This window comes from Ruegeria sp. HKCCD6428 (assembly GCF_013110595.1).
GTDB lineage: Bacteria > Pseudomonadota > Alphaproteobacteria > Rhodobacterales > Rhodobacteraceae > Ruegeria.
In genome coordinates, this window is the sequence record NZ_WVQX01000005.1 from 211,581 (window position 1) to 228,370 (window position 16,790).

At 56.9% G+C, this 16,790-nt stretch carries 18 protein-coding genes; 8 read left to right on the plus strand and 10 right to left on the minus strand.

Annotated features, from left to right (window positions below):
* Nucleotides 1-76: 76 nt before the first annotated feature.
* The gene (locus GS620_RS13575) at nucleotides 77-958 is read right to left on the minus strand and encodes a LysR family transcriptional regulator (RefSeq protein ID WP_152457190.1); all 882 of its coding nucleotides are present in this window, start codon (nucleotides 956-958) and stop codon (nucleotides 77-79) included.
* Nucleotides 959-1,115: 157 nt separating this feature from the next.
* Between GS620_RS13575 and GS620_RS13580 the strand changes: the two genes are divergently transcribed.
* The gene (locus tag GS620_RS13580; RefSeq protein WP_171117435.1) at nucleotides 1,116-1,472 is read left to right on the plus strand and encodes a nuclear transport factor 2 family protein; all 357 of its coding nucleotides are present in this window, start codon (nucleotides 1,116-1,118) and stop codon (nucleotides 1,470-1,472) included.
* 22 nt (nucleotides 1,473-1,494) lie between these two features.
* Here GS620_RS13580 and ychF read toward each other — a convergent pair whose 3' ends face one another.
* The gene (ychF, locus tag GS620_RS13585) at nucleotides 1,495-2,592 is read right to left on the minus strand and encodes a redox-regulated ATPase YchF (RefSeq protein WP_152457188.1); all 1,098 of its coding nucleotides are present in this window, start codon (nucleotides 2,590-2,592) and stop codon (nucleotides 1,495-1,497) included.
* 198 nt (nucleotides 2,593-2,790) lie between these two features.
* On the opposite strand from ychF, the gene GS620_RS13590 reads away from it, so the two are divergent.
* The 7 genes from GS620_RS13590 to GS620_RS13620 all read left to right on the plus strand — a co-directional run bounded on the left by GS620_RS13590 (nucleotide 2,791) and on the right by GS620_RS13620 (nucleotide 8,818).
* Nucleotides 2,791-3,279: an acyloxyacyl hydrolase gene (locus tag GS620_RS13590; RefSeq protein ID WP_171616344.1), complete on the plus strand. Its 489-nt coding sequence runs from the start codon at nucleotides 2,791-2,793 to the stop codon at nucleotides 3,277-3,279.
* Between the two features lie 78 nt (nucleotides 3,280-3,357).
* Nucleotides 3,358-4,149: a tryptophan synthase subunit alpha gene (gene trpA, locus GS620_RS13595; protein ID WP_171117431.1), complete on the plus strand. Its 792-nt coding sequence runs from the start codon at nucleotides 3,358-3,360 to the stop codon at nucleotides 4,147-4,149.
* A 147-nt stretch (nucleotides 4,150-4,296) separates the two neighbouring features.
* Nucleotides 4,297-5,463, plus strand: a complete 1,167-nt coding sequence (locus GS620_RS13600; protein WP_171616346.1) for an alpha-hydroxy acid oxidase — start codon at nucleotides 4,297-4,299, stop codon at nucleotides 5,461-5,463.
* Between the two features lie 248 nt (nucleotides 5,464-5,711).
* Nucleotides 5,712-6,365, plus strand: a complete 654-nt coding sequence (locus GS620_RS13605) for a 50S ribosomal protein L25/general stress protein Ctc (RefSeq protein WP_152457184.1) — start codon at nucleotides 5,712-5,714, stop codon at nucleotides 6,363-6,365.
* Between the two features lie 141 nt (nucleotides 6,366-6,506).
* A complete protein-coding gene (gene pth / locus GS620_RS13610) occupies nucleotides 6,507-7,187 on the plus strand; it encodes an aminoacyl-tRNA hydrolase (RefSeq protein ID WP_171616348.1) in 681 nt (226 codons plus the stop codon).
* A gap of 83 nt (nucleotides 7,188-7,270) precedes the next feature.
* A complete protein-coding gene (locus tag GS620_RS13615) occupies nucleotides 7,271-8,434 on the plus strand; it encodes a serine hydrolase (protein ID WP_171616350.1) in 1,164 nt (387 codons plus the stop codon).
* Nucleotides 8,435-8,443: 9 nt separating this feature from the next.
* On the plus strand, nucleotides 8,444-8,818 hold the full coding sequence (locus tag GS620_RS13620; protein WP_171117420.1) for a DUF2237 family protein: 375 nt from the start codon (nucleotides 8,444-8,446) through the stop codon (nucleotides 8,816-8,818).
* Nucleotides 8,819-8,871: 53 nt separating this feature from the next.
* On the opposite strand, the gene GS620_RS13625 is transcribed toward GS620_RS13620, so the two are convergent.
* The 8 genes from GS620_RS13625 to GS620_RS13660 form a co-directional block, all read right to left on the minus strand.
* Nucleotides 8,872-10,524, minus strand: a complete 1,653-nt coding sequence (locus GS620_RS13625; protein ID WP_171616351.1) for an Ig-like domain-containing protein — start codon at nucleotides 10,522-10,524, stop codon at nucleotides 8,872-8,874.
* 648 nt (nucleotides 10,525-11,172) lie between these two features.
* A complete protein-coding gene (gene trpB, locus GS620_RS13630) occupies nucleotides 11,173-12,420 on the minus strand; it encodes a tryptophan synthase subunit beta (protein ID WP_171170912.1) in 1,248 nt (415 codons plus the stop codon).
* Nucleotides 12,421-12,488: 68 nt separating this feature from the next.
* A complete protein-coding gene (locus GS620_RS13635; RefSeq protein WP_152457178.1) occupies nucleotides 12,489-12,824 on the minus strand; it encodes a hypothetical protein in 336 nt (111 codons plus the stop codon).
* Between the two features lie 47 nt (nucleotides 12,825-12,871).
* Nucleotides 12,872-13,513 (minus strand): phosphoribosylanthranilate isomerase, encoded by a 642-nt coding sequence (locus GS620_RS13640; protein WP_171616354.1) that lies wholly within the window; start codon nucleotides 13,511-13,513, stop codon nucleotides 12,872-12,874.
* 11 nt (nucleotides 13,514-13,524) lie between these two features.
* The gene (locus GS620_RS13645) at nucleotides 13,525-13,875 is read right to left on the minus strand and encodes a lipopolysaccharide assembly protein LapA domain-containing protein (RefSeq protein WP_171117412.1); all 351 of its coding nucleotides are present in this window, start codon (nucleotides 13,873-13,875) and stop codon (nucleotides 13,525-13,527) included.
* 7 nt (nucleotides 13,876-13,882) lie between these two features.
* Nucleotides 13,883-14,167 (minus strand): integration host factor subunit beta, encoded by a 285-nt coding sequence (ihfB, locus tag GS620_RS13650; RefSeq protein WP_050603110.1) that lies wholly within the window; start codon nucleotides 14,165-14,167, stop codon nucleotides 13,883-13,885.
* A 270-nt stretch (nucleotides 14,168-14,437) separates the two neighbouring features.
* Nucleotides 14,438-16,114, minus strand: a complete 1,677-nt coding sequence (gene rpsA / locus GS620_RS13655) for a 30S ribosomal protein S1 (RefSeq protein ID WP_068337749.1) — start codon at nucleotides 16,112-16,114, stop codon at nucleotides 14,438-14,440.
* 231 nt (nucleotides 16,115-16,345) lie between these two features.
* The gene (locus GS620_RS13660; protein WP_371809807.1) at nucleotides 16,346-16,762 is read right to left on the minus strand and encodes a DUF6525 family protein; all 417 of its coding nucleotides are present in this window, start codon (nucleotides 16,760-16,762) and stop codon (nucleotides 16,346-16,348) included.
* Between the last annotated feature and the right edge of the window lie 28 nt (nucleotides 16,763-16,790).

Sequence of the window (16,790 nt, forward strand, 5' to 3'; positions counted from 1 at the left end):
CGATCCAGGCCTCGTGTCTCATCAGGCTAGCATATCGTCAAATCGCTTTTTGCAATCGCACGATAACGACAACTTATCACCGTAAAGACGTCACCACAGCGCGCAGTGCCTGCACCGTTGGCAGTTCAGGGTCTCGGCTCAGGGTGGCCAGACAGATCGGTTTACTTACAATCGGATCGACCAGCGGCAGCACCTTTGTCCCCTGCAACTCGCCCAATGCCCGAATAAGGACACGGGGCACAACCGTGGCAGCCAGCCCCTCGCGTGCCATCACCATCGACGCGGTGAATCCGCTGGTTTCGGCGACCACGTCCGGGTGCAGCCCCTGTTCGGCAAAGATACGGTCCAGAATACGCCGGTTTTGCATCTGCGGCTCGAGCAGGCTCAGCGGAAACTCAGCCACGCGCGCCCAAGGCAAGGGGCCGGTTTCGTCCGTCATATGCGACGGAACCAGCAGAACATAGGTTTCCTCGTACAAAGGTTGCACCTGTCGCAGATCAGTCCCGATGCTGTCACCATATGTTATCCCGGCGTCCAGGCTTCCTTCGTCCAGCCGGTGTTGAATGGCGGTGGCAGACATGGTTTCGATGCGCGTAACGATGCGCGGATGCGCTTGCCGAAAGCGTTTGGTGAGGCGCCCGGTAAAGGCGATGGCTGTCGGAATCACCCCAAGGATCAGCGTACCGGTGATCTCGCCCCTGGTGGCCAGCACCTGCTGTTCCAGTGCTTTGGTGTCATCGAGAATACGCCGCGCCCGTTGGACGATCATCTCGCCCTCTTCGGTCAAGCCCTGAAACCGGTTGGCGCGGCGGACGATGGACACGCCCAGCCGATCCTCGAGGTTGCGGATGCGCATGGAAAAGGCGGGCTGCGAAATCCCGCATTCCTCGGCGGCCTTTGCAAAATGCCGATGCCGTGCCAAGGCACTGAGCAATTGCAGGTCGCGGATTTCGATCATGATTCAAATTTCCAACATCAGGCCAAAGACCACTCTAACTGCATTACCGTACAGGGAAAGCACCGTCTTTCAGCGCGGGCGCGTCGGAAACTGGTGCTTTGTCGTATAAGATTGCCCGCCATTAATGGGCGCTGGGAACAAGAAGGCGAGGTACCGCATGACCGCTGTAGACGTATTTCAAAAACTGTTTGACGCGTATGTCGGATGCTACCGATCCCGAAACGCAGCTGGGTGCGCATCGTTTTTCACCGAAGACGCAGAGCTATACTCACCTTTTGGCCCCGCAGCCAAAGGACGAACAGCCATTGAAACAATACATTCGGAATGGCTGGAGGAAGGTGGCGAGGACAAAGTCATCGAAGTTGTGCAGGCTGGCATCGACGGCCAAATCGGCTGGTGCCTGGCGACTTTCCGCGAAGGAACAACTGATGACGGCACATCTCTCAACGTTTTGTACAGACAGCCGGACGGCGGGTGGCTGATTCGACAATGCAGCTTGAACGAAACGCCCTGATGACGGCACAGGGCAAATGGCGTCAGGTGTTGAACAGGAAATGCATCACGTCGCCATCCTTGACGATATAGCTTTTCCCTTCGGCCCGCATCTTGCCTGCCTCTTTCGCCCCCTGCTCGCCGTTGCAGGCGATGAAGTCGTCATAGGCGATGGTCTCGGCGCGGATGAATCCCTTTTCGAAATCACCATGAATGACACCAGCCGCCTGCGGTGCAGCGGTGCCAGTGCGGATGGTCCAGGCGCGGGCTTCTTTCGGGCCGACCGTAAAATAGGTTTCCAGTTTCAGCAGGTCGTACCCGGCACGGATCAGACGGTCGAGGCCGGGTTCTTCCAGACCCATTTCCTCAAGGAACATCTGTGCTTCGTCCGCTTCAAGCAAGCTGATCTCTTCTTCGATCTTGGCGCTGATGATGACGTGAGAGTTGCCTTGGGCGGCAGCCATCTCGGCGACTTTCGCCGAGTATTCGTTGCCTTCAGCGGCTTCTTCCTCGGACACGTTGCAAACATAAAGAACCGGCTTGGTGGTCAGCAGCTGCAACATCTTCCAAGCTTTGGCATCCTCGTCCGAAACCTCGACCAACCGTGCAGGTTTGCCGCTCTCCAGCATCTTTTGCGCTTCGGCAAGCAGGCGGTCCTGCTGTTGGGCCTCTTTGTCATTGCCTTTCAGCTTGCGCACCAGGTTGGCACGGCGCTTTTCGATGCTTTCCAGATCGGCCAGCATCAGCTCGGTCTCGATGGTCTCGGCGTCGGCCACAGGATCGATGCGGCCTTCTACATGGGTCACGTCGCCATCTTCGAAACAGCGCAGGACATGGGCGATGGCATCGACCTCGCGAATATTTGCCAGAAACTGGTTCCCCAGCCCTTCGCCTTTCGAGGCCCCCTTCACCAGACCGGCGATATCCACGAATGTCATGCGCGTCGGGATGATCTGTTTTGACGACGCGATTGCTGCCAACTTGTCGAGCCGCTCATCCGGCACGGCCACATCGCCGACATTGGGCTCAATCGTGCAGAACGGGAAGTTCGCGGCTTGCGCGGCAGCGGTTTTGGTCAACGCATTGAACAGGGTCGACTTGCCCACGTTTGGCAGACCCACGATTCCCATCTTAAAGCCCATAACGGCCTCCTGCATAGAATACGAACGCAGCTTCTATGCAGGTCCGCATCAATGCGCAAGTGATTGCCGGGCGACTTTGTTTGAGTCCCTTCGGCCACATCACGAAATTGTTCTCAAATCGTGTTCTTGTCGGTCCTGAAAAACGAAGGGTAGGATGAACAATTAACATAGCGCGACCAAATTAAATGGCAGAATATAATGGAAAAACTACTTCTTGCAGCCGTACTGACGGTCTCTACACTTGCTACAGCCCAAGCTCAGACGGTTGTTTTTGGTGCCGGGTATTCAGATTTTTCCGAGGCGACGTCCGAAGATCAGGCACTGATCGCTCTCGAGTACCATCACACTCCTTTTCACCAGGCAATTCGGTTCAGTGCTGGCTGGGGTGCTGCGTTTTCTGTGGACGAAGACGGGGATACGCATATCGGTGTGGGGCTGGTCGGACTGTATTCTCTGGGTGAGCGCTGGTTCGTCGAAGGCAGTGTCATGCCGGGGTACTTCAATGCCAGCAACGACCAGAACGACCTGGGCGGAGACTTTCAGATCCGCAGCCTTTTGGGTCTTGGATATAACCTGAACAACGGCAACAGAATGTCAGTTGCGATCACGCACAAATCGAACGCCAGCACCAATGATGAGAACCCTGGTGTAAACGCGGTTCTGCTGCGGTACCATCTGGGCTTCTGAGCTATTCCTGCGTTGGCGGGATTGATTTTCGGTCAAAGTTTCTGCACACGGGTCCAAACCCGATTGCAAGGACATCCGATGACCCGTATCGACGCTAAGTTTGCCGCCCTGAAAGCCGAAGGAAAGAAGGCTTTTGTTGCCTATGTGATGGCAGGGGACCCAGACTATGACACCTCGCTCGACGTGGTCAAAGGCCTGCCCGGCGCGGGTGTGGACATCATCGAACTTGGTTTGCCCTTCACTGATCCGATGGCGGATGGCCCCACAATTCAGGCGGCGGGCCAACGCGCGCTGGACGGCGGGATGACGTTGCAGCGCACATTGGATCTGGCGCGCGCGTTCAGGGAAACAGATGACACGACACCAATTGTCCTGATGGGGTACTACAACCCGATTTACAGCCGGGGTGTCGAGGCCTTTCTGGCCGATGCCAAAGATGCCGGTATTGACGGGCTGATCGTTGTCGATCTGCCGCCCGAGGAAGACGAAGAGCTTTGCCTGCCTGCGCAGGCGGCCGGGCTGAACTTCATTCGTCTTGCAACACCTACCACGGATGACCAGCGCTTGCCGCGCGTTCTGCAAAACACCTCGGGCTTCGTGTACTACGTCTCAATCACTGGCATCACCGGCGCGGCCGAGGCGCAGGCAACGGATGTGGCCCCCGAGGTTGCCCGCATCAAGGCCGCTACCGAGCTGCCGGTGATCGTGGGCTTTGGCATCAATACGCCCGAGAAATCCCGCAATATCGCGTCCGTGGCAGATGGTGCCGTAGTCGGATCGGCGATCGTCAGCCAGATCGGCGCAGGCAAACCAGTCGAGGAAGTTCTGGATTTTGTAAAGTCCCTGTCGGATGGCGCTCATAGCGCCTGATCCGGCAGATAACACAACACACTCGAAAGCCTGCCGCAGACTGTTCTGGGGCAGGCTTTTTTGACTGCCCGCCGCCGGGCCAGATCATTGCAGGCTTTGACATGCATTGGTAAGGAAAACGAACCAGTAAGTTCGGAGGTCTGAGTCATGCCTGTGATAACCAATATTGAAGACCTCAGGCGCATTTACGAGCGTCGCGTGCCGCGGATGTTCTACGACTACGCTGAAAGCGGCAGTTGGACGGAACAGACATTCCGCGAAAACAGTTCCGATTTTGAAAAGATCCGCCTGCGTCAGCGGGTTGCCGTTGATATGTCCGGGCGTTCAACTGCCTCGGAAATGATCGGCCAGAAGGTGTCGATGCCGGTCGCGTTGGCCCCGGTCGGGTTGACGGGGATGCAGCATGCGGACGGAGAGATGAAGGCCGCCAAAGCCGCAGAGGATTTTGGTGTTCCCTTTACCCTTTCCACAATGTCGATCAACTCGATCGAAGACGTGGCCGAGCACACCGATAAGCCGTTCTGGTTTCAGCTCTACACGATGAAGGACGCTGACTATGTCAGCCGTCTGATCCAGCGGGCCAAGGACGCCGGGTGTTCGGCGCTGGTGATTACGTTGGATCTGCAGATTCTGGGCCAACGGCACAAAGACCTGAAGAACGGCCTGTCCGCACCCCCCAAGCTGACCGCAAAGACCATCGCGAACCTGATGACCAAATGGGCCTGGGGCATTGAAATGCTGGGTGCCAAACGGCGCGAGTTCGGCAATATAGTGGGACATGTGCAAGGTATCTCGGACGCGTCTTCACTGGGGGCCTGGACCGCTGAACAGTTCGACCCCACCCTCGACTGGAGTAAAGTCGAAAAACTGATGGAACAGTGGGGCGGAAAGGTGATCCTGAAAGGCATACTCGACGCGGAAGATGCCAAAATGGCTGCCAAGCTGGGAGCGGATGCCATTGTCGTGTCGAACCATGGCGGGCGTCAGCTGGATGGTGCGCTCAGCTCGATCCGGGTATTGCCCGAAATCATGGACGCTGTCGGCAATGATGTCGAAGTGCATCTGGACAGTGGTATCCGCTCGGGTCAGGACGTGCTCAAGGCATTGGCGCTGGGGGCCAGGGGGACGTATATCGGCCGCGCATTTGTTTATGGGTTGGGCGCCATGGGTCAGAAAGGCGTCACCACCGCGCTGGAAGTGATTCAGAAGGAACTTGATACAACAATGGCGCTGTGCGGTGAAAAAACCGTTAGCGCACTGGGGGCGCACAATCTTCTGGTACCAGAAGATTTTGGTGGTCGCTGGCAAGGCTGAGCCCGCGGGAGATTTGGGGCTCTGCCCCGCCGCCCGTTCCGGGCGTCTCCCCCGGGATATTTGTGGCCAGATGAAGCAGCGGACTCTTCACTGATCTGGCGAAGAACACTTCGGAGCGCGCGGCTGAGCCCCACAAAAGGGCAAGCTGTGAATTACCCCTTTCCAAACCGGATGAATCGAGATAAGGACGCGGCTTCACGCGGGTATACAGCCTTGGAGGATACCCGCCCTAACATTGGAGAATTATCATGGCTGGAGAGATTCCTGATCTCGTAGCTCTGGAACGGACGGGGACAGGCAAGGGCGCCGCTCGCAAAACACGCCGCGAAGGCATGGTTCCGGGCGTTGTGTTTGGCGGCGACAAAGATCCGCTGCCGATTCAGATTCCGTTCAACGAACTGTTCAAGCGCCTGAAGGCCGGTCGCTTCAAGTCGACCCTGTGGAACCTGAAGGTCGAAGGCCATGAAGACGTTCGCGTCATCTGCCGCGATGTTCAGCGTGATGTCGTCAAAGACCTGCCGACCCACTTGGACCTGATGCGCCTGCGCCGGACCACCAAGATCGCGCTGTACATTCCGGTTGAATTCATCAACGAAGATGAAGCCCCCGGCATCAAGAAGGGCGGCGTGCTGACCGTTGTCCGCCCGGAAGTCGAGCTGTTGTGCACCGCAGGTGACATTCCTGAGAAGATCACCGTTGATGTGGCCGGAATGAACATCAACGACGTTGTCACCATTTCGTCGGTTGAACTGCCCAAAGGCACCAAGCCGACCATCGACCGCGACTTCGTGATCGCAAACGTCTCGGCACCGACCGGTCTGTCGACAAGCGACGACGAAGAAGGTGAAGAAGCAGAAGTTGCAGTCGACGAAGTCGAAGTCGTCGGCAAAGAAGAAGAATAAATCCGGATCAAACGTCTGGATTTTGAAACGGGGTTCTGACGAGCCCCGTTTTTTTATGGCCAAGGCGCGCGGCGCTGACTGGATTTCCATGGCAATTCCGGGCATCACATAGCCTCGAGGCTACAAAGGCGGAGCTTGGTCATGAAACTCTTTGTCGGATTGGGAAACCCGGGGCAGAAATACGCCCGAAACCGGCACAATATCGGGTTCATGGCTGTGGAGCGGATTGCGAAAGATCATGGGTTTGGCCCATGGAAATCCAAGTTTCAGGGCGAAATCTCGGAAGGGCGGTTAGGGTCTGAAAAAATCCTTTTGCTAAAACCGCAGACCTTCATGAACCGGTCCGGTCAATCCGTGGGTGAAGCGATGCGTTTCTACAAGCTCGAGTCCACAGATGTTGTCGTGTTCCATGACGAGTTGGACCTCGCCCCGGGCAAAGTGCGGGTAAAGGCGGGCGGCGGACACGCTGGGCATAATGGTCTGCGTTCGATCCACGACCATATAGGCGCAGCCTATGACCGTGTCCGGCTTGGGATCGGACATCCGGGCCGCAAGGAAATGGTCTCGGCTTATGTCCTGAGCGACTTTGCGAAATCCGAGAGTGACTGGCTGGACGACGTTCTTCGGGGTGTTTCGGATGGCGCGCGCCATCTGGCGCGGGATGATGGTGGAAAATTCATGAACGCGGTGGCCCTGCGCACTGCTCCGCCCCGGTCGTCCAAGACGGCGGCTCCGAAAGCTGAAACCGCAACTAAGGCACCTCCGAAGCCACCGGCCGACGAACGGTCGACCATGCAGAAACTGTTGGACAAGTTCAAATAGCGCCCCGCCCTCTTTCCGTTACGTCGGCGTTGCGAAAGAGGGATGTCCGCGTTCCAATACACGCAAACAAGGGAGGCTATGCGATGCGGTCCATACTGAAGTGGGTTCTGCGCATTGTGCTGGCGCTGGCTTTGGCCGCCGCTGCCGTTGGGCTTTGGAAACGCGAAGAGTTACAGCGCCTGATGGCAGTGAACTCTCTGTTTGCCGAGGACAAGATCGTTCACAACTTTTCGCATATGGAGGAAGCCTTTCTGACCGTGGATCTGCCGCGCGGAAACGCCCCGACATGGGAATTGCCCTACGGCGAAGGTTTCGATCTTCCGGAAGGCACCGACACTTGGATCAATGAACGCTCGGTCACTTCTTTGCTTATCATGCAGAACGGCAAGATCCGGTTCGAGGAATACTATCTGGGCACCGGTCCCGATGATCGTCGGATTTCGTGGTCAGTGGCAAAAAGTTATCTGTCGGCGCTTTTCGGCATTCTCCTGCAAGAGGGCGCAATCGATTCATTGGATGATCCCGTCGTCAAATACGCCCCCAAACTTGCAGGCAGCGCATATGACAGGGCGACAATTCGGAACGTTCTGAACATGGCCAGCGGCGTCACGTTTGACGAAGATTATCTGGACCCGAAATCTGACATCAACAGGATGGGCCGTGTGATTGCCCTAGGCGGTGAACTGGACGATTTCGCAGCCTCATTGCAGGACAGTTTCGCGCCCCCTGGTGAAACCTGGCAATACGTTTCCATAGACACGCATGTATTGGGCATGGTGATACGCGGGGCGACCGGTCGCAGTGTCGCGGATCTTTTGACGGAAAAAATCCTTCAGCCCCTGGGCCTTGAGCGTGACGGGTATTATGTCACTGACGGCGCCGGTGTCGCATTTGTTCTGGGCGGATTGAACTTCACAACACGTGACTTTGCACGGTTCGGGCAAATGATCCTGCAAGATGGGAAATTGAACGGCCGGCAAGTGGTGCCCGTCGACTGGATATTCGAGGCAACTCAACCCAGCGCCCCGACCGCTCAGGGGAAGATTGGATATGGGTACCAGTGGTGGATCCCGCGCGGCGCCCATGAGGGAGAGTTTCTGGCCCGGGGCGTGTATGGGCAATACATCTATTTCAACCAACCTCGCGGCATTCTGATTGTGTCTACCGGCGCTGATCGGAAATTCCGCGACACTGGCGTAAACGACCAGAATATCGAAATGTTCCGCAAGATCGCAGAAAGCCTGTAAGGTGTGTTCATGCAGAAGCAAGATAGTATCAATGTACTCGGCGGCGTTCTGGCGCCCTGCTCACGCGATCCTCTGACCGGGTTCTTTCGGGATGGTGCGTGCAATACCTGCCCCGAGGATCAGGGCAGCCATACCGTATGTGCCGTGATGACGGCCGAGTTTCTGGCATTCTCGAAATACGTCGGCAATGATCTGAGCACGGCTCGGCCCGAGTTCGATTTCCCGGGCCTCAAGCCCGGTGACAGCTGGTGTCTGTGTGCCGGCCGGTTCCTACAGGCCCATGACGAAGGATGCGCCCCAAAGGTTCACCTGGAGGCGACCCATCAACGCGCGCTCGAGATTGTGCCGCTTGATATCTTGCTTCAGAACAAGGCGAATGCCTGAAAGCCATTGCGCCCGGGGCGAGACGTGATCCGCGATCCAGTTTCGCCCCAAGGTCAGAATGCCATTTGCCAGATCAGGCTGATGCTGTAGTTTTCGAAACCGCTTTCACCAATGCCATCGTAGAACACGTTTGCTGCAAGCAAGCTGTTGTTTTCCAGCCGGTAGTCCAGGCCCAGATCCGCGCGGGCACGGGCGGTATCGCCAATCGGTGTCACGCCCGGGGCGGTCCCGGTACCCGAAGTCGTGCTCCAAATCCCAGAAAGCCCACCCGTCAGCATCATCTCTCCACGTGACACTTGCAACGGGTGACTGAAATCGACACCCAACCGTGCCGTCGTCAAACTGAAATCCTGCTGTGGAATCAGATTGCCCAGGCTGTCGGTATAAGCTTTCTGATCGTCGCTGGCATAACTTACGTCCAGCAAAGGCATCAATGTCAGGGCGCCACGCTTTATCTCACCGGTTACGCGCGACTGGACCAGCCAACGGTCACTGTCGAAACTGTCCTCGTAAGTGCCAAACGGTGAGATGTTGTTGTCGGCTTGTCCATAAAGAACACGCCCCTCGAAAAACACCGCATGATTGGGCATTTTTGCCACAACATAGGGACCAACCAGCCAGCCCGTACCATCCACGCTGGCCGGGCCGTTTTCCGTTTCGGCATAGTCGAACTGAAGCATGGCTCCGATCAACAGGTTCGAACTGACCTGACGATGCGCCCCGACAACAGCCAGTGCATAGGAGCTATCAAAATCATCCTGCGAGCTCCAGTTGCCGGTCACACTGAACCAGACGGGGCGCGACGGATCACTGGCGAAATTCAGATACCCTGAGCCCTGCGTGACAGACGTGTCCAGTACACCCGACCCCGAACCTTGCAGAAACTGGGTCAGTTTCGGCTGGTTCGTCACAAGGCTGTTGGCCCGGGCGTTCTGGAACGCCTGAATCTGACGTTGGGCATTTGTCACGGCCTGAAGCGTGCTGACCCTGTTTGACTCAAGGTTCAGATTCCCAGCCGCGTCCGAGAACACCCCTGCCGGAATGAAAAGCTCGATGGTACCGTTGTTCTGGGGCGTCAAAGTGGCGACATAGCTGGTGCCGGACCCGGTCAGAGTAGCCGTTGCATTGGTGACGGACAGGTCGCCCACGGTGAAATCGGTGCTTGGTTCGCTGAGGGTAATGCTTGCTTGAAACGTTCCACTGCCGGTCGGCGTCAAGGCCCCGATCGTTGCAGTTGGCTGTGTCGTATCCACCAGAACGCGCGTGTTGACGATTTGGGTGTTCGTTACACCGGACAACGCGATCTCATAGCGATAAAGCGGCCCTCCAACGGTTTCGCGCGCGGTGAACGTAATCCCCATGTACCCGTCTGCCGCATATGTGGAATCCGCGCCATCCTGACTGAGAATGGTTGCGCCGATATAGCCAAGGGAAGCAAGGCCGGCGGGCGTGATCGCACTCTGGTTCAAAATGCCGTTGTTGAAATAGAAACTGCCGCCGGGAACCTGCCCCGACCCCCCCAGAGAAACAAAGGCCGTGCCGGTAAATGGGATATTGTTGAAAAAGATGCTTCCCCCGTTCGGCGTCGGAACCGAGGTTATGATGAAGCCGCCACCAAGAGCCGCACCCTCTTTCGCGCTTCCGATCATGAGTGCTGAAATCAGAAAACAGAGGCACAACAGCCTCGAAATAACGGACCTAACCATTTTACCTCCTACAACACCGCGAGGGCGCTAAACACCAGGGCGCCCGGGCAAAGACACTGTGCCCCGAACCACGTCATCCATTGTCCCATCCATTGCAGAGACGTCCCCTGAACCGGCCGCAACTACGCCTGTTACCCAATAGTTAATTCAATTTGGAGACACTGTATAGAATTGGAAGCAACTCAACTTTGGCGTGCGGGCCACATGGCCATGCACAAACCGCAAGGCAAAGGCGAAAAATCCCCGGAAAACACTTCGGACCTCGGTGTTTTCAGGGTGTCTTTTAGGCGAAAGGTCACAACAAGCCGAGACTTTGCAAGTCATATGCTCAAGATATGCCGGATACAGACCCTCGGCTTTGACGGGATATTCGCAACAATCTCGGGCAGGGGTCGCAACTGGCAGTTGTTGGGAAACAAATGCAGGCACAATGATCGAGGTTTCACAGCAGCCGGCGATTCCTCGGGCTTCTGTGTTGTCCTTATATGCGCATTGGCGGCGGTCCTTTTTGCAGGGCAACCTGATTTCGGCGGACATGTCACATGTTTGACTATCCCGCCTTTCCTGCCTTGGAATTATTGCTTTCAGGTCTGCTTGAGCCATCGACCCCAAGACAGAGCAACCGGGACATGCCGCCCCGGTTCACACTCAGTCCGCCGTACGGCCTTCGGTGTCTGACATATCGAAGTTCAGATATTTGGCCACGGTCTGAACGTCCTTGTCTCCACGACCGCACATGTTCATGCAGATCAGGTGATCCTTGGGCAATTCCGGTGCGATCTTCATCACATGGGCCAAAGCGTGGCTTGGTTCCAGCGCCGGGATGATCCCCTCGGTTGCGCAGCACAGCTGGAACGCCTCGAGCGCTTCCTTGTCGGTGATCGAGACGTAATTCGCGCGTCCAATTTCGTGCAGCCAGGAATGCTCGGGCCCGATGCCCGGATAGTCCAGCCCGGCCGAGATCGAATAGCCTTCAAGAATCTGGCCATCGTCATCCTGCAACAGATAGGTCCGGTTGCCGTGCAACACGCCCGGCCGACCGCCGGTCAGCGAGGCGCAATGCTCCATTTTCTCGTTCACACCTTTTCCGCCCGCCTCGACGCCTATGATGTTGACGTCCTTGTCGTCGAGGAAGGGATAGAACAGACCCATCGCGTTCGAACCGCCGCCGATTGCCGCGATGATCGTATCAGGCAAACGGCCTTCAGCCTTCATCATCTGCTCTTTCGCTTCCTTGCCGATGATCGACTGGAAATCGCGGACCATTGCCGGATAGGGGTGCGGTCCAGCCACGGTGCCGATGCAGTAGAACGTGTCGCGCACATTAGTCACCCAGTCACGCAGCGCGTCATTCATCGCATCCTTGAGCGTCCCACGACCCGAGGTCACAGGGATCACCTCGGCCCCAAGAAGACGCATGCGGAATACGTTCGGGGCCTGACGCTGCACGTCGTGCGCCCCCATATAGACAATGCATTTCAAGCCAAACTTGGCACATACGGTGGCGGTGGCCACGCCGTGCTGCCCTGCCCCGGTTTCAGCAATGATCCGGGTCTTGCCCATACGCCGCGCCAGAATGATCTGACCCAGCACGTTGTTGATCTTGTGCGCGCCGGTGTGGTTCAGCTCGTCACGCTTCAGATAGATCTTGGCACCCCCCAGATGCTCGGTCAGGCGTTCCGCAAAATACAGCGGCGAAGGACGACCCACATAGTTTGCCCACAGGTCATCCATTTCGGCCCAGAACGTCGGATCATCTTTGGCCTTGTTGTATTCCTCTTCCAGCGACAGGATCAGCGGCATCAGAGTTTCACTGACAAAACGCCCGCCGAAGATGCCGAAACGTCCCTGTTCGTCAGGGCCGGACATGAAGGAATTGAAAAGATCGTTGGCCATGGGTGTCTCCCTCGTCGTATCTGTTGTTCATAGGTGGTGGCAGCGGGATTTGCCATGGGCAAAACGCATCATTCCACAACCTGCGTGTTTTGACGCCAGACCTGAATCGCCTGTTCCGGCGAGGGCACACCAATGCACGGAAAATGATGAAACCTGTTCACATCCGCCAAACGATCGGCCGCCAACACGGCACGCCTGTGGGGGCCGGATTGAGAAAATGTCAGCATTGCTTCGATGTCTTGCCAGACACTGAATGAAAAATAGATGCCATCCTGCCTGAACAAGTCAGCGTGCAGGCACAATGGGTCGCCTTGCGCCTGCCGACAGGCCTGTCCCGCGCGCCAGAAAAACTCCGGCGCATGGTACCAATGTTTCAAGGAAACGCCCCCGATTGCTGCGAGCATGCTCAACCCCTCTGTTTCGAGGGATACGCAACAAGATCTTTTTCAGATCACCTGAGAGCCGATGCAAAGTCGCGGATCAGGGCCGCATCTTTCACACCAGGCGCGCTTTCGACACCGGATGACACATCTACCTGCCGGGCACCTGTCATCCGGACAGCTTCGGCAACGTTCAGGGGTGTCAGGCCTCCGGCCAGCATCCAGGGTCGCCGCCAGTATTTCCGTCCGGCCAACAGCCGCCAGTCAAAGGCCAACCCGTTGCCGCCCGGCAACTCAGCCTCTCTGGGCGGTTTCGCATCGATCAGCAGTTGATCGGCCACCTCCGAGTAAAGATCGATGGCCGCCAGATCCTCGGCCTCGGCCACTCCTATGGCTTTCATCACCGGCAAACCAAATCGCTCGCGAATTTCGGAAACCCGTTCGGGCAATTCCTTGCCATGCAGTTGAAGCATATCAAGCGGTACAGTCGAAACGATGCCGTCCAATTCTTCGTCAGTGGCATTCACCACCAAAGCCACCTTGGCAACGCAAACTGGGACCAGATGCGCCAGTTCTGCGGCCCGCGAAACATCCAGATTGCGTGGCGATTTCGGAAAGAAAACGAACCCAACATAGCCTGCCCCGGCGTCTGCCGCAGCGCGCACTTGATCCGGTGCGGTCAGACCGCAGATTTTGAACCGAACATCAGGCATATCGGTCAGGCTCAGCTCGCCTCATCCAGAATGGCAAGCACGTCGTCCTTGCCTTCGTTTTGCTTTTTCTTGAGTTTCTTGACTTCGCGCTCAAGCTTGCGCACTTCGGTTTTCTTCACTGTCGCGTCGCGGCGGTGCTTGTGTTCCCGCAGCCATTCCCACAGGAAACCAATAACCAATCCTGCTGCAACACCCCCTAAAACCACCAGAAACAGCGGCAGTGACGCGCTGAGGTTAAAACCCAGAAGCTCGGCCAGAGCATCCGGCATCAGTTTCAGTTCAACGGACTGAACATTGGCAAGAGACACGGAAATCAGGATGATCCCGAGAGCCGCCAGAAAAGCATATCGAAGGTAACGCATCATGGTGTCAGGCTTTACCGTTCAATCGATCCCTGAGCAACTTGCCAGTTTTGAAAAACGGTACACATTTTTCTTCGACCTGCACTGTCTCGCCCGTGCGCGGGTTGCGCCCAACACGTGCGTCGCGTTTCTTCACGGAAAAGGCACCAAAGCCCCGCAGTTCGACACGGTCACCGCGCGCCATGGCGTCTGTGACTTCTTCGAATACGGTGTTCACGATCCGCTCGACATCACGCTGATAGAGATGCGGGTTTTCGTCAGCGATTTTCTGAATCAATTCTGAACGGATCATGCGTGATACCCTCCCAGGCAGCCGGTGTGACAGGTCTACTGTTTTGACAGTATAGGAAAAAACCCGGAAGGGGGGAACGGATACTCTGAGTTTTGAGGCTTTATTTTGCCACATTCTCGCGCGAAATTTTATCTGTCAGGCCAATTTCCACACTTAATGCGCGATCAATCCCCTTATTAACCCTGCGGTTCGGAACATATTGATTCGCAACAAAAACGGCCCCGCACTGTCGTGCGGGGCCGAAATTCATGCTTGGGATACTGCCTTGGCTCAGTCGCCGGATTTCAAGGCTGCACCCAGGATATCGCCCAGCGATGCGCCCGAATCGGAAGAACCGTACTGTTCCACGGCCTCTTTCTCTTCGGCGATCTCGCGCGCCTTGATCGACAGGCCCAGACGACGGGTCTTGCTGTCGACGTTGGTGACGCGGACGTCGACCTTGTCACCGACCGAGAAACGCTCGGGGCGCTGTTCGGCACGGTCACGCGACAGATCCGAACGACGGATGAACGACTTCATGCCTTCGTATTCGACCTCGATGCCGCCATCTTCGATCGCGGTGACTTCGACAGTGATCACCGAGCCACGCTTCACGCCGCCCACGGCTTCGGCGAACTTGTCACCGCCCAGGGCTTTGATCGACAGCGAGATACGCTCTTTTTCGACGTCAACTTCCGAGACAACCGCCTGAACGACATCGCCCTTGCGGTAATTCTGGATCGCATCCTCGCCACGCTCGTCCCAGGACAGGTCGGACAGGTGAACCATGCCGTCGATGTCGCCTTCGAGGCCAATGAACAGACCGAATTCGGTGATGTTCTTGACTTCGCCTTCGACCTCGGTGCCCTCGGGGTGTGTTTCTGCAAACACTTCCCACGGGTTGCGCTGAGTCTGCTTCAGGCCCAGAGACACGCGACGCTTGGCGCCGTCGATTTCCAGAACCATGACGTCGACTTCCTGGCTGGTCGAAACGATCTTGCCGGGGTGGACGTTTTTCTTGGTCCAGGACATCTCGGACACGTGCACCAGACCTTCGACACCGGCTTCCAGCTCGACGAACGCGCCGTAGTCGGTGATGTTGGTAACGCGACCCTGATGGACCGAGCCCAGCGGGTACTTGGCAGCAACCAGATCCCACGGATCTTCCTGCAGCTGCTTCATGCCCAGGCTGATGCGGTGGGTCTCTTTGTTGATCTTGATGACCTGAACCTTGATGGTTTCGCCGATCGTCAGGATCTCGGACGGGTGGTTCACACGGCGCCATGCCATGTCGGTGACGTGCAGCAGGCCGTCAACGCCGCCCAGGTCAACAAATGCGCCGTATTCGGTGATGTTCTTGACGACACCCTCGACGGTCTGACCTTCGGACAGGTTGCCGATAACTTCGGCACGCTGTTCGGCACGCGATTCTTCCAGGATAGCGCGACGCGAAACAACGATGTTGCCACGGCGGCGGTCCATTTTCAGAATCTGGAACGGCTGCTTCAGACCCATCAGCGGGCCAGCGTCGCGCACGGGGCGAACGTCAACCTGCGAGCCGGGCAGGAACGCAACTGCGCCACCCAGATCGACGGTGAAACCACCTTTGACGCGACCAAAGATTGCACCTTCGACGCGCTGGTCGTCGGCATATGCTTTTTCCAGACGGTCCCATGCCTCTTCACGGCGGGCCATCTCGCGCGAGATGACGGCTTCGCCACGGGCGTTTTCTGCGGCACGCAGGTAAACTTCGACCTCGTCGCCTACAGCGATTTCAGGGGCTTCGCCGGGATTTGCGAATTCTTTCAGATCAACGCGGCCTTCCATTTTGTAGCCTACGTCGATGATGGCTTGGCCGGCTTCGATCGCCAGAACCTTGCCTTTGACAACAGACCCCTCTTCGGGTGTGTCCATTTCGAAGCTTTCATTCAGGAGGGCTTCGAATTCCTCCATGGATGCGTTAGCCATGTGGCGTTGTTTTCCTTTACAATACGTTTTTGCTGGCCGAGCGGTTGTCTCCGCCGGTCTTGTTTCATGATGTCTTCAGGCGTGATCCGGTGCGCCCCTGAACAAACAAACACAAAGGGCCGAGGTAACTCGGCCCTGCTCAGAAACGTCATCCGGATGTTGACCGCCCTTGTATCGACAGCGCGCGTATAGGCGGATTCCCCGGTATGTGCAAGGGCAAAGCCCATATTTTCAAGGTTTGGCGGCTCTGTACCCAGGCGCGTTGCCGGTTTTGAAGGTCCAAACCCCGGCATCGCGCCGCAGCATGGCCTGTTCAATTGCGTCCAGTCGCATCAACGCTGCGGATGGGTTGCGCGCACCTCCGGCCCGGTTCCAGATTTTTTGCGCAGAAACGGGGCTCCACGGCAAGCTTGCCGAGGCCAACCACAGGCGCAGCCCTGACGGCAGAGAGTCGTAGACCTGCATAGGCGCCGCCTGTCGTCTCCGACGTTTGAGGGTACTCCGCAAGTTCCGACCCCTTGTTTGCCCTTGTTTCTTGAGTTGTTGCAATACGGTCGCCTTTCGCAATGTGTATGTAATTACATTACATATCAACAAAGCACACGGAAGTAAAAAAGACGGGGAGTTTGCACCCCGCCTTTCCTGCAAACATTCCCTGCGCGACGGGCAGGAAGCA

Coding starts and splice junctions, on each gene's coding strand:
- GS620_RS13575 (WP_152457190.1), bottom strand. CDS start 958: ATGATCGAAATCCGCGACCTGCAATTGCTCAGTGCCTTGGCACGGCAT.
- GS620_RS13580 (WP_171117435.1), top strand. CDS start 1,116: ATGACCGCTGTAGACGTATTTCAAAAACTGTTTGACGCGTATGTCGGA.
- ychF (WP_152457188.1), bottom strand. CDS start 2,592: ATGGGCTTTAAGATGGGAATCGTGGGTCTGCCAAACGTGGGCAAGTCG.
- GS620_RS13590 (WP_171616344.1), top strand. CDS start 2,791: ATGGAAAAACTACTTCTTGCAGCCGTACTGACGGTCTCTACACTTGCT.
- trpA (WP_171117431.1), top strand. CDS start 3,358: ATGACCCGTATCGACGCTAAGTTTGCCGCCCTGAAAGCCGAAGGAAAG.
- GS620_RS13600 (WP_171616346.1), top strand. CDS start 4,297: ATGCCTGTGATAACCAATATTGAAGACCTCAGGCGCATTTACGAGCGT.
- GS620_RS13605 (WP_152457184.1), top strand. CDS start 5,712: ATGGCTGGAGAGATTCCTGATCTCGTAGCTCTGGAACGGACGGGGACA.
- pth (WP_171616348.1), top strand. CDS start 6,507: ATGAAACTCTTTGTCGGATTGGGAAACCCGGGGCAGAAATACGCCCGA.
- GS620_RS13615 (WP_171616350.1), top strand. CDS start 7,271: ATGCGGTCCATACTGAAGTGGGTTCTGCGCATTGTGCTGGCGCTGGCT.
- GS620_RS13620 (WP_171117420.1), top strand. CDS start 8,444: ATGCAGAAGCAAGATAGTATCAATGTACTCGGCGGCGTTCTGGCGCCC.
- GS620_RS13625 (WP_171616351.1), bottom strand. CDS start 10,524: ATGGTTAGGTCCGTTATTTCGAGGCTGTTGTGCCTCTGTTTTCTGATT.
- trpB (WP_171170912.1), bottom strand. CDS start 12,420: ATGGCCAACGATCTTTTCAATTCCTTCATGTCCGGCCCTGACGAACAG.
- GS620_RS13635 (WP_152457178.1), bottom strand. CDS start 12,824: ATGCTCGCAGCAATCGGGGGCGTTTCCTTGAAACATTGGTACCATGCG.
- GS620_RS13640 (WP_171616354.1), bottom strand. CDS start 13,513: ATGCCTGATGTTCGGTTCAAAATCTGCGGTCTGACCGCACCGGATCAA.
- GS620_RS13645 (WP_171117412.1), bottom strand. CDS start 13,875: ATGCGTTACCTTCGATATGCTTTTCTGGCGGCTCTCGGGATCATCCTG.
- ihfB (WP_050603110.1), bottom strand. CDS start 14,167: ATGATCCGTTCAGAATTGATTCAGAAAATCGCTGACGAAAACCCGCAT.
- rpsA (WP_068337749.1), bottom strand. CDS start 16,114: ATGGCTAACGCATCCATGGAGGAATTCGAAGCCCTCCTGAATGAAAGC.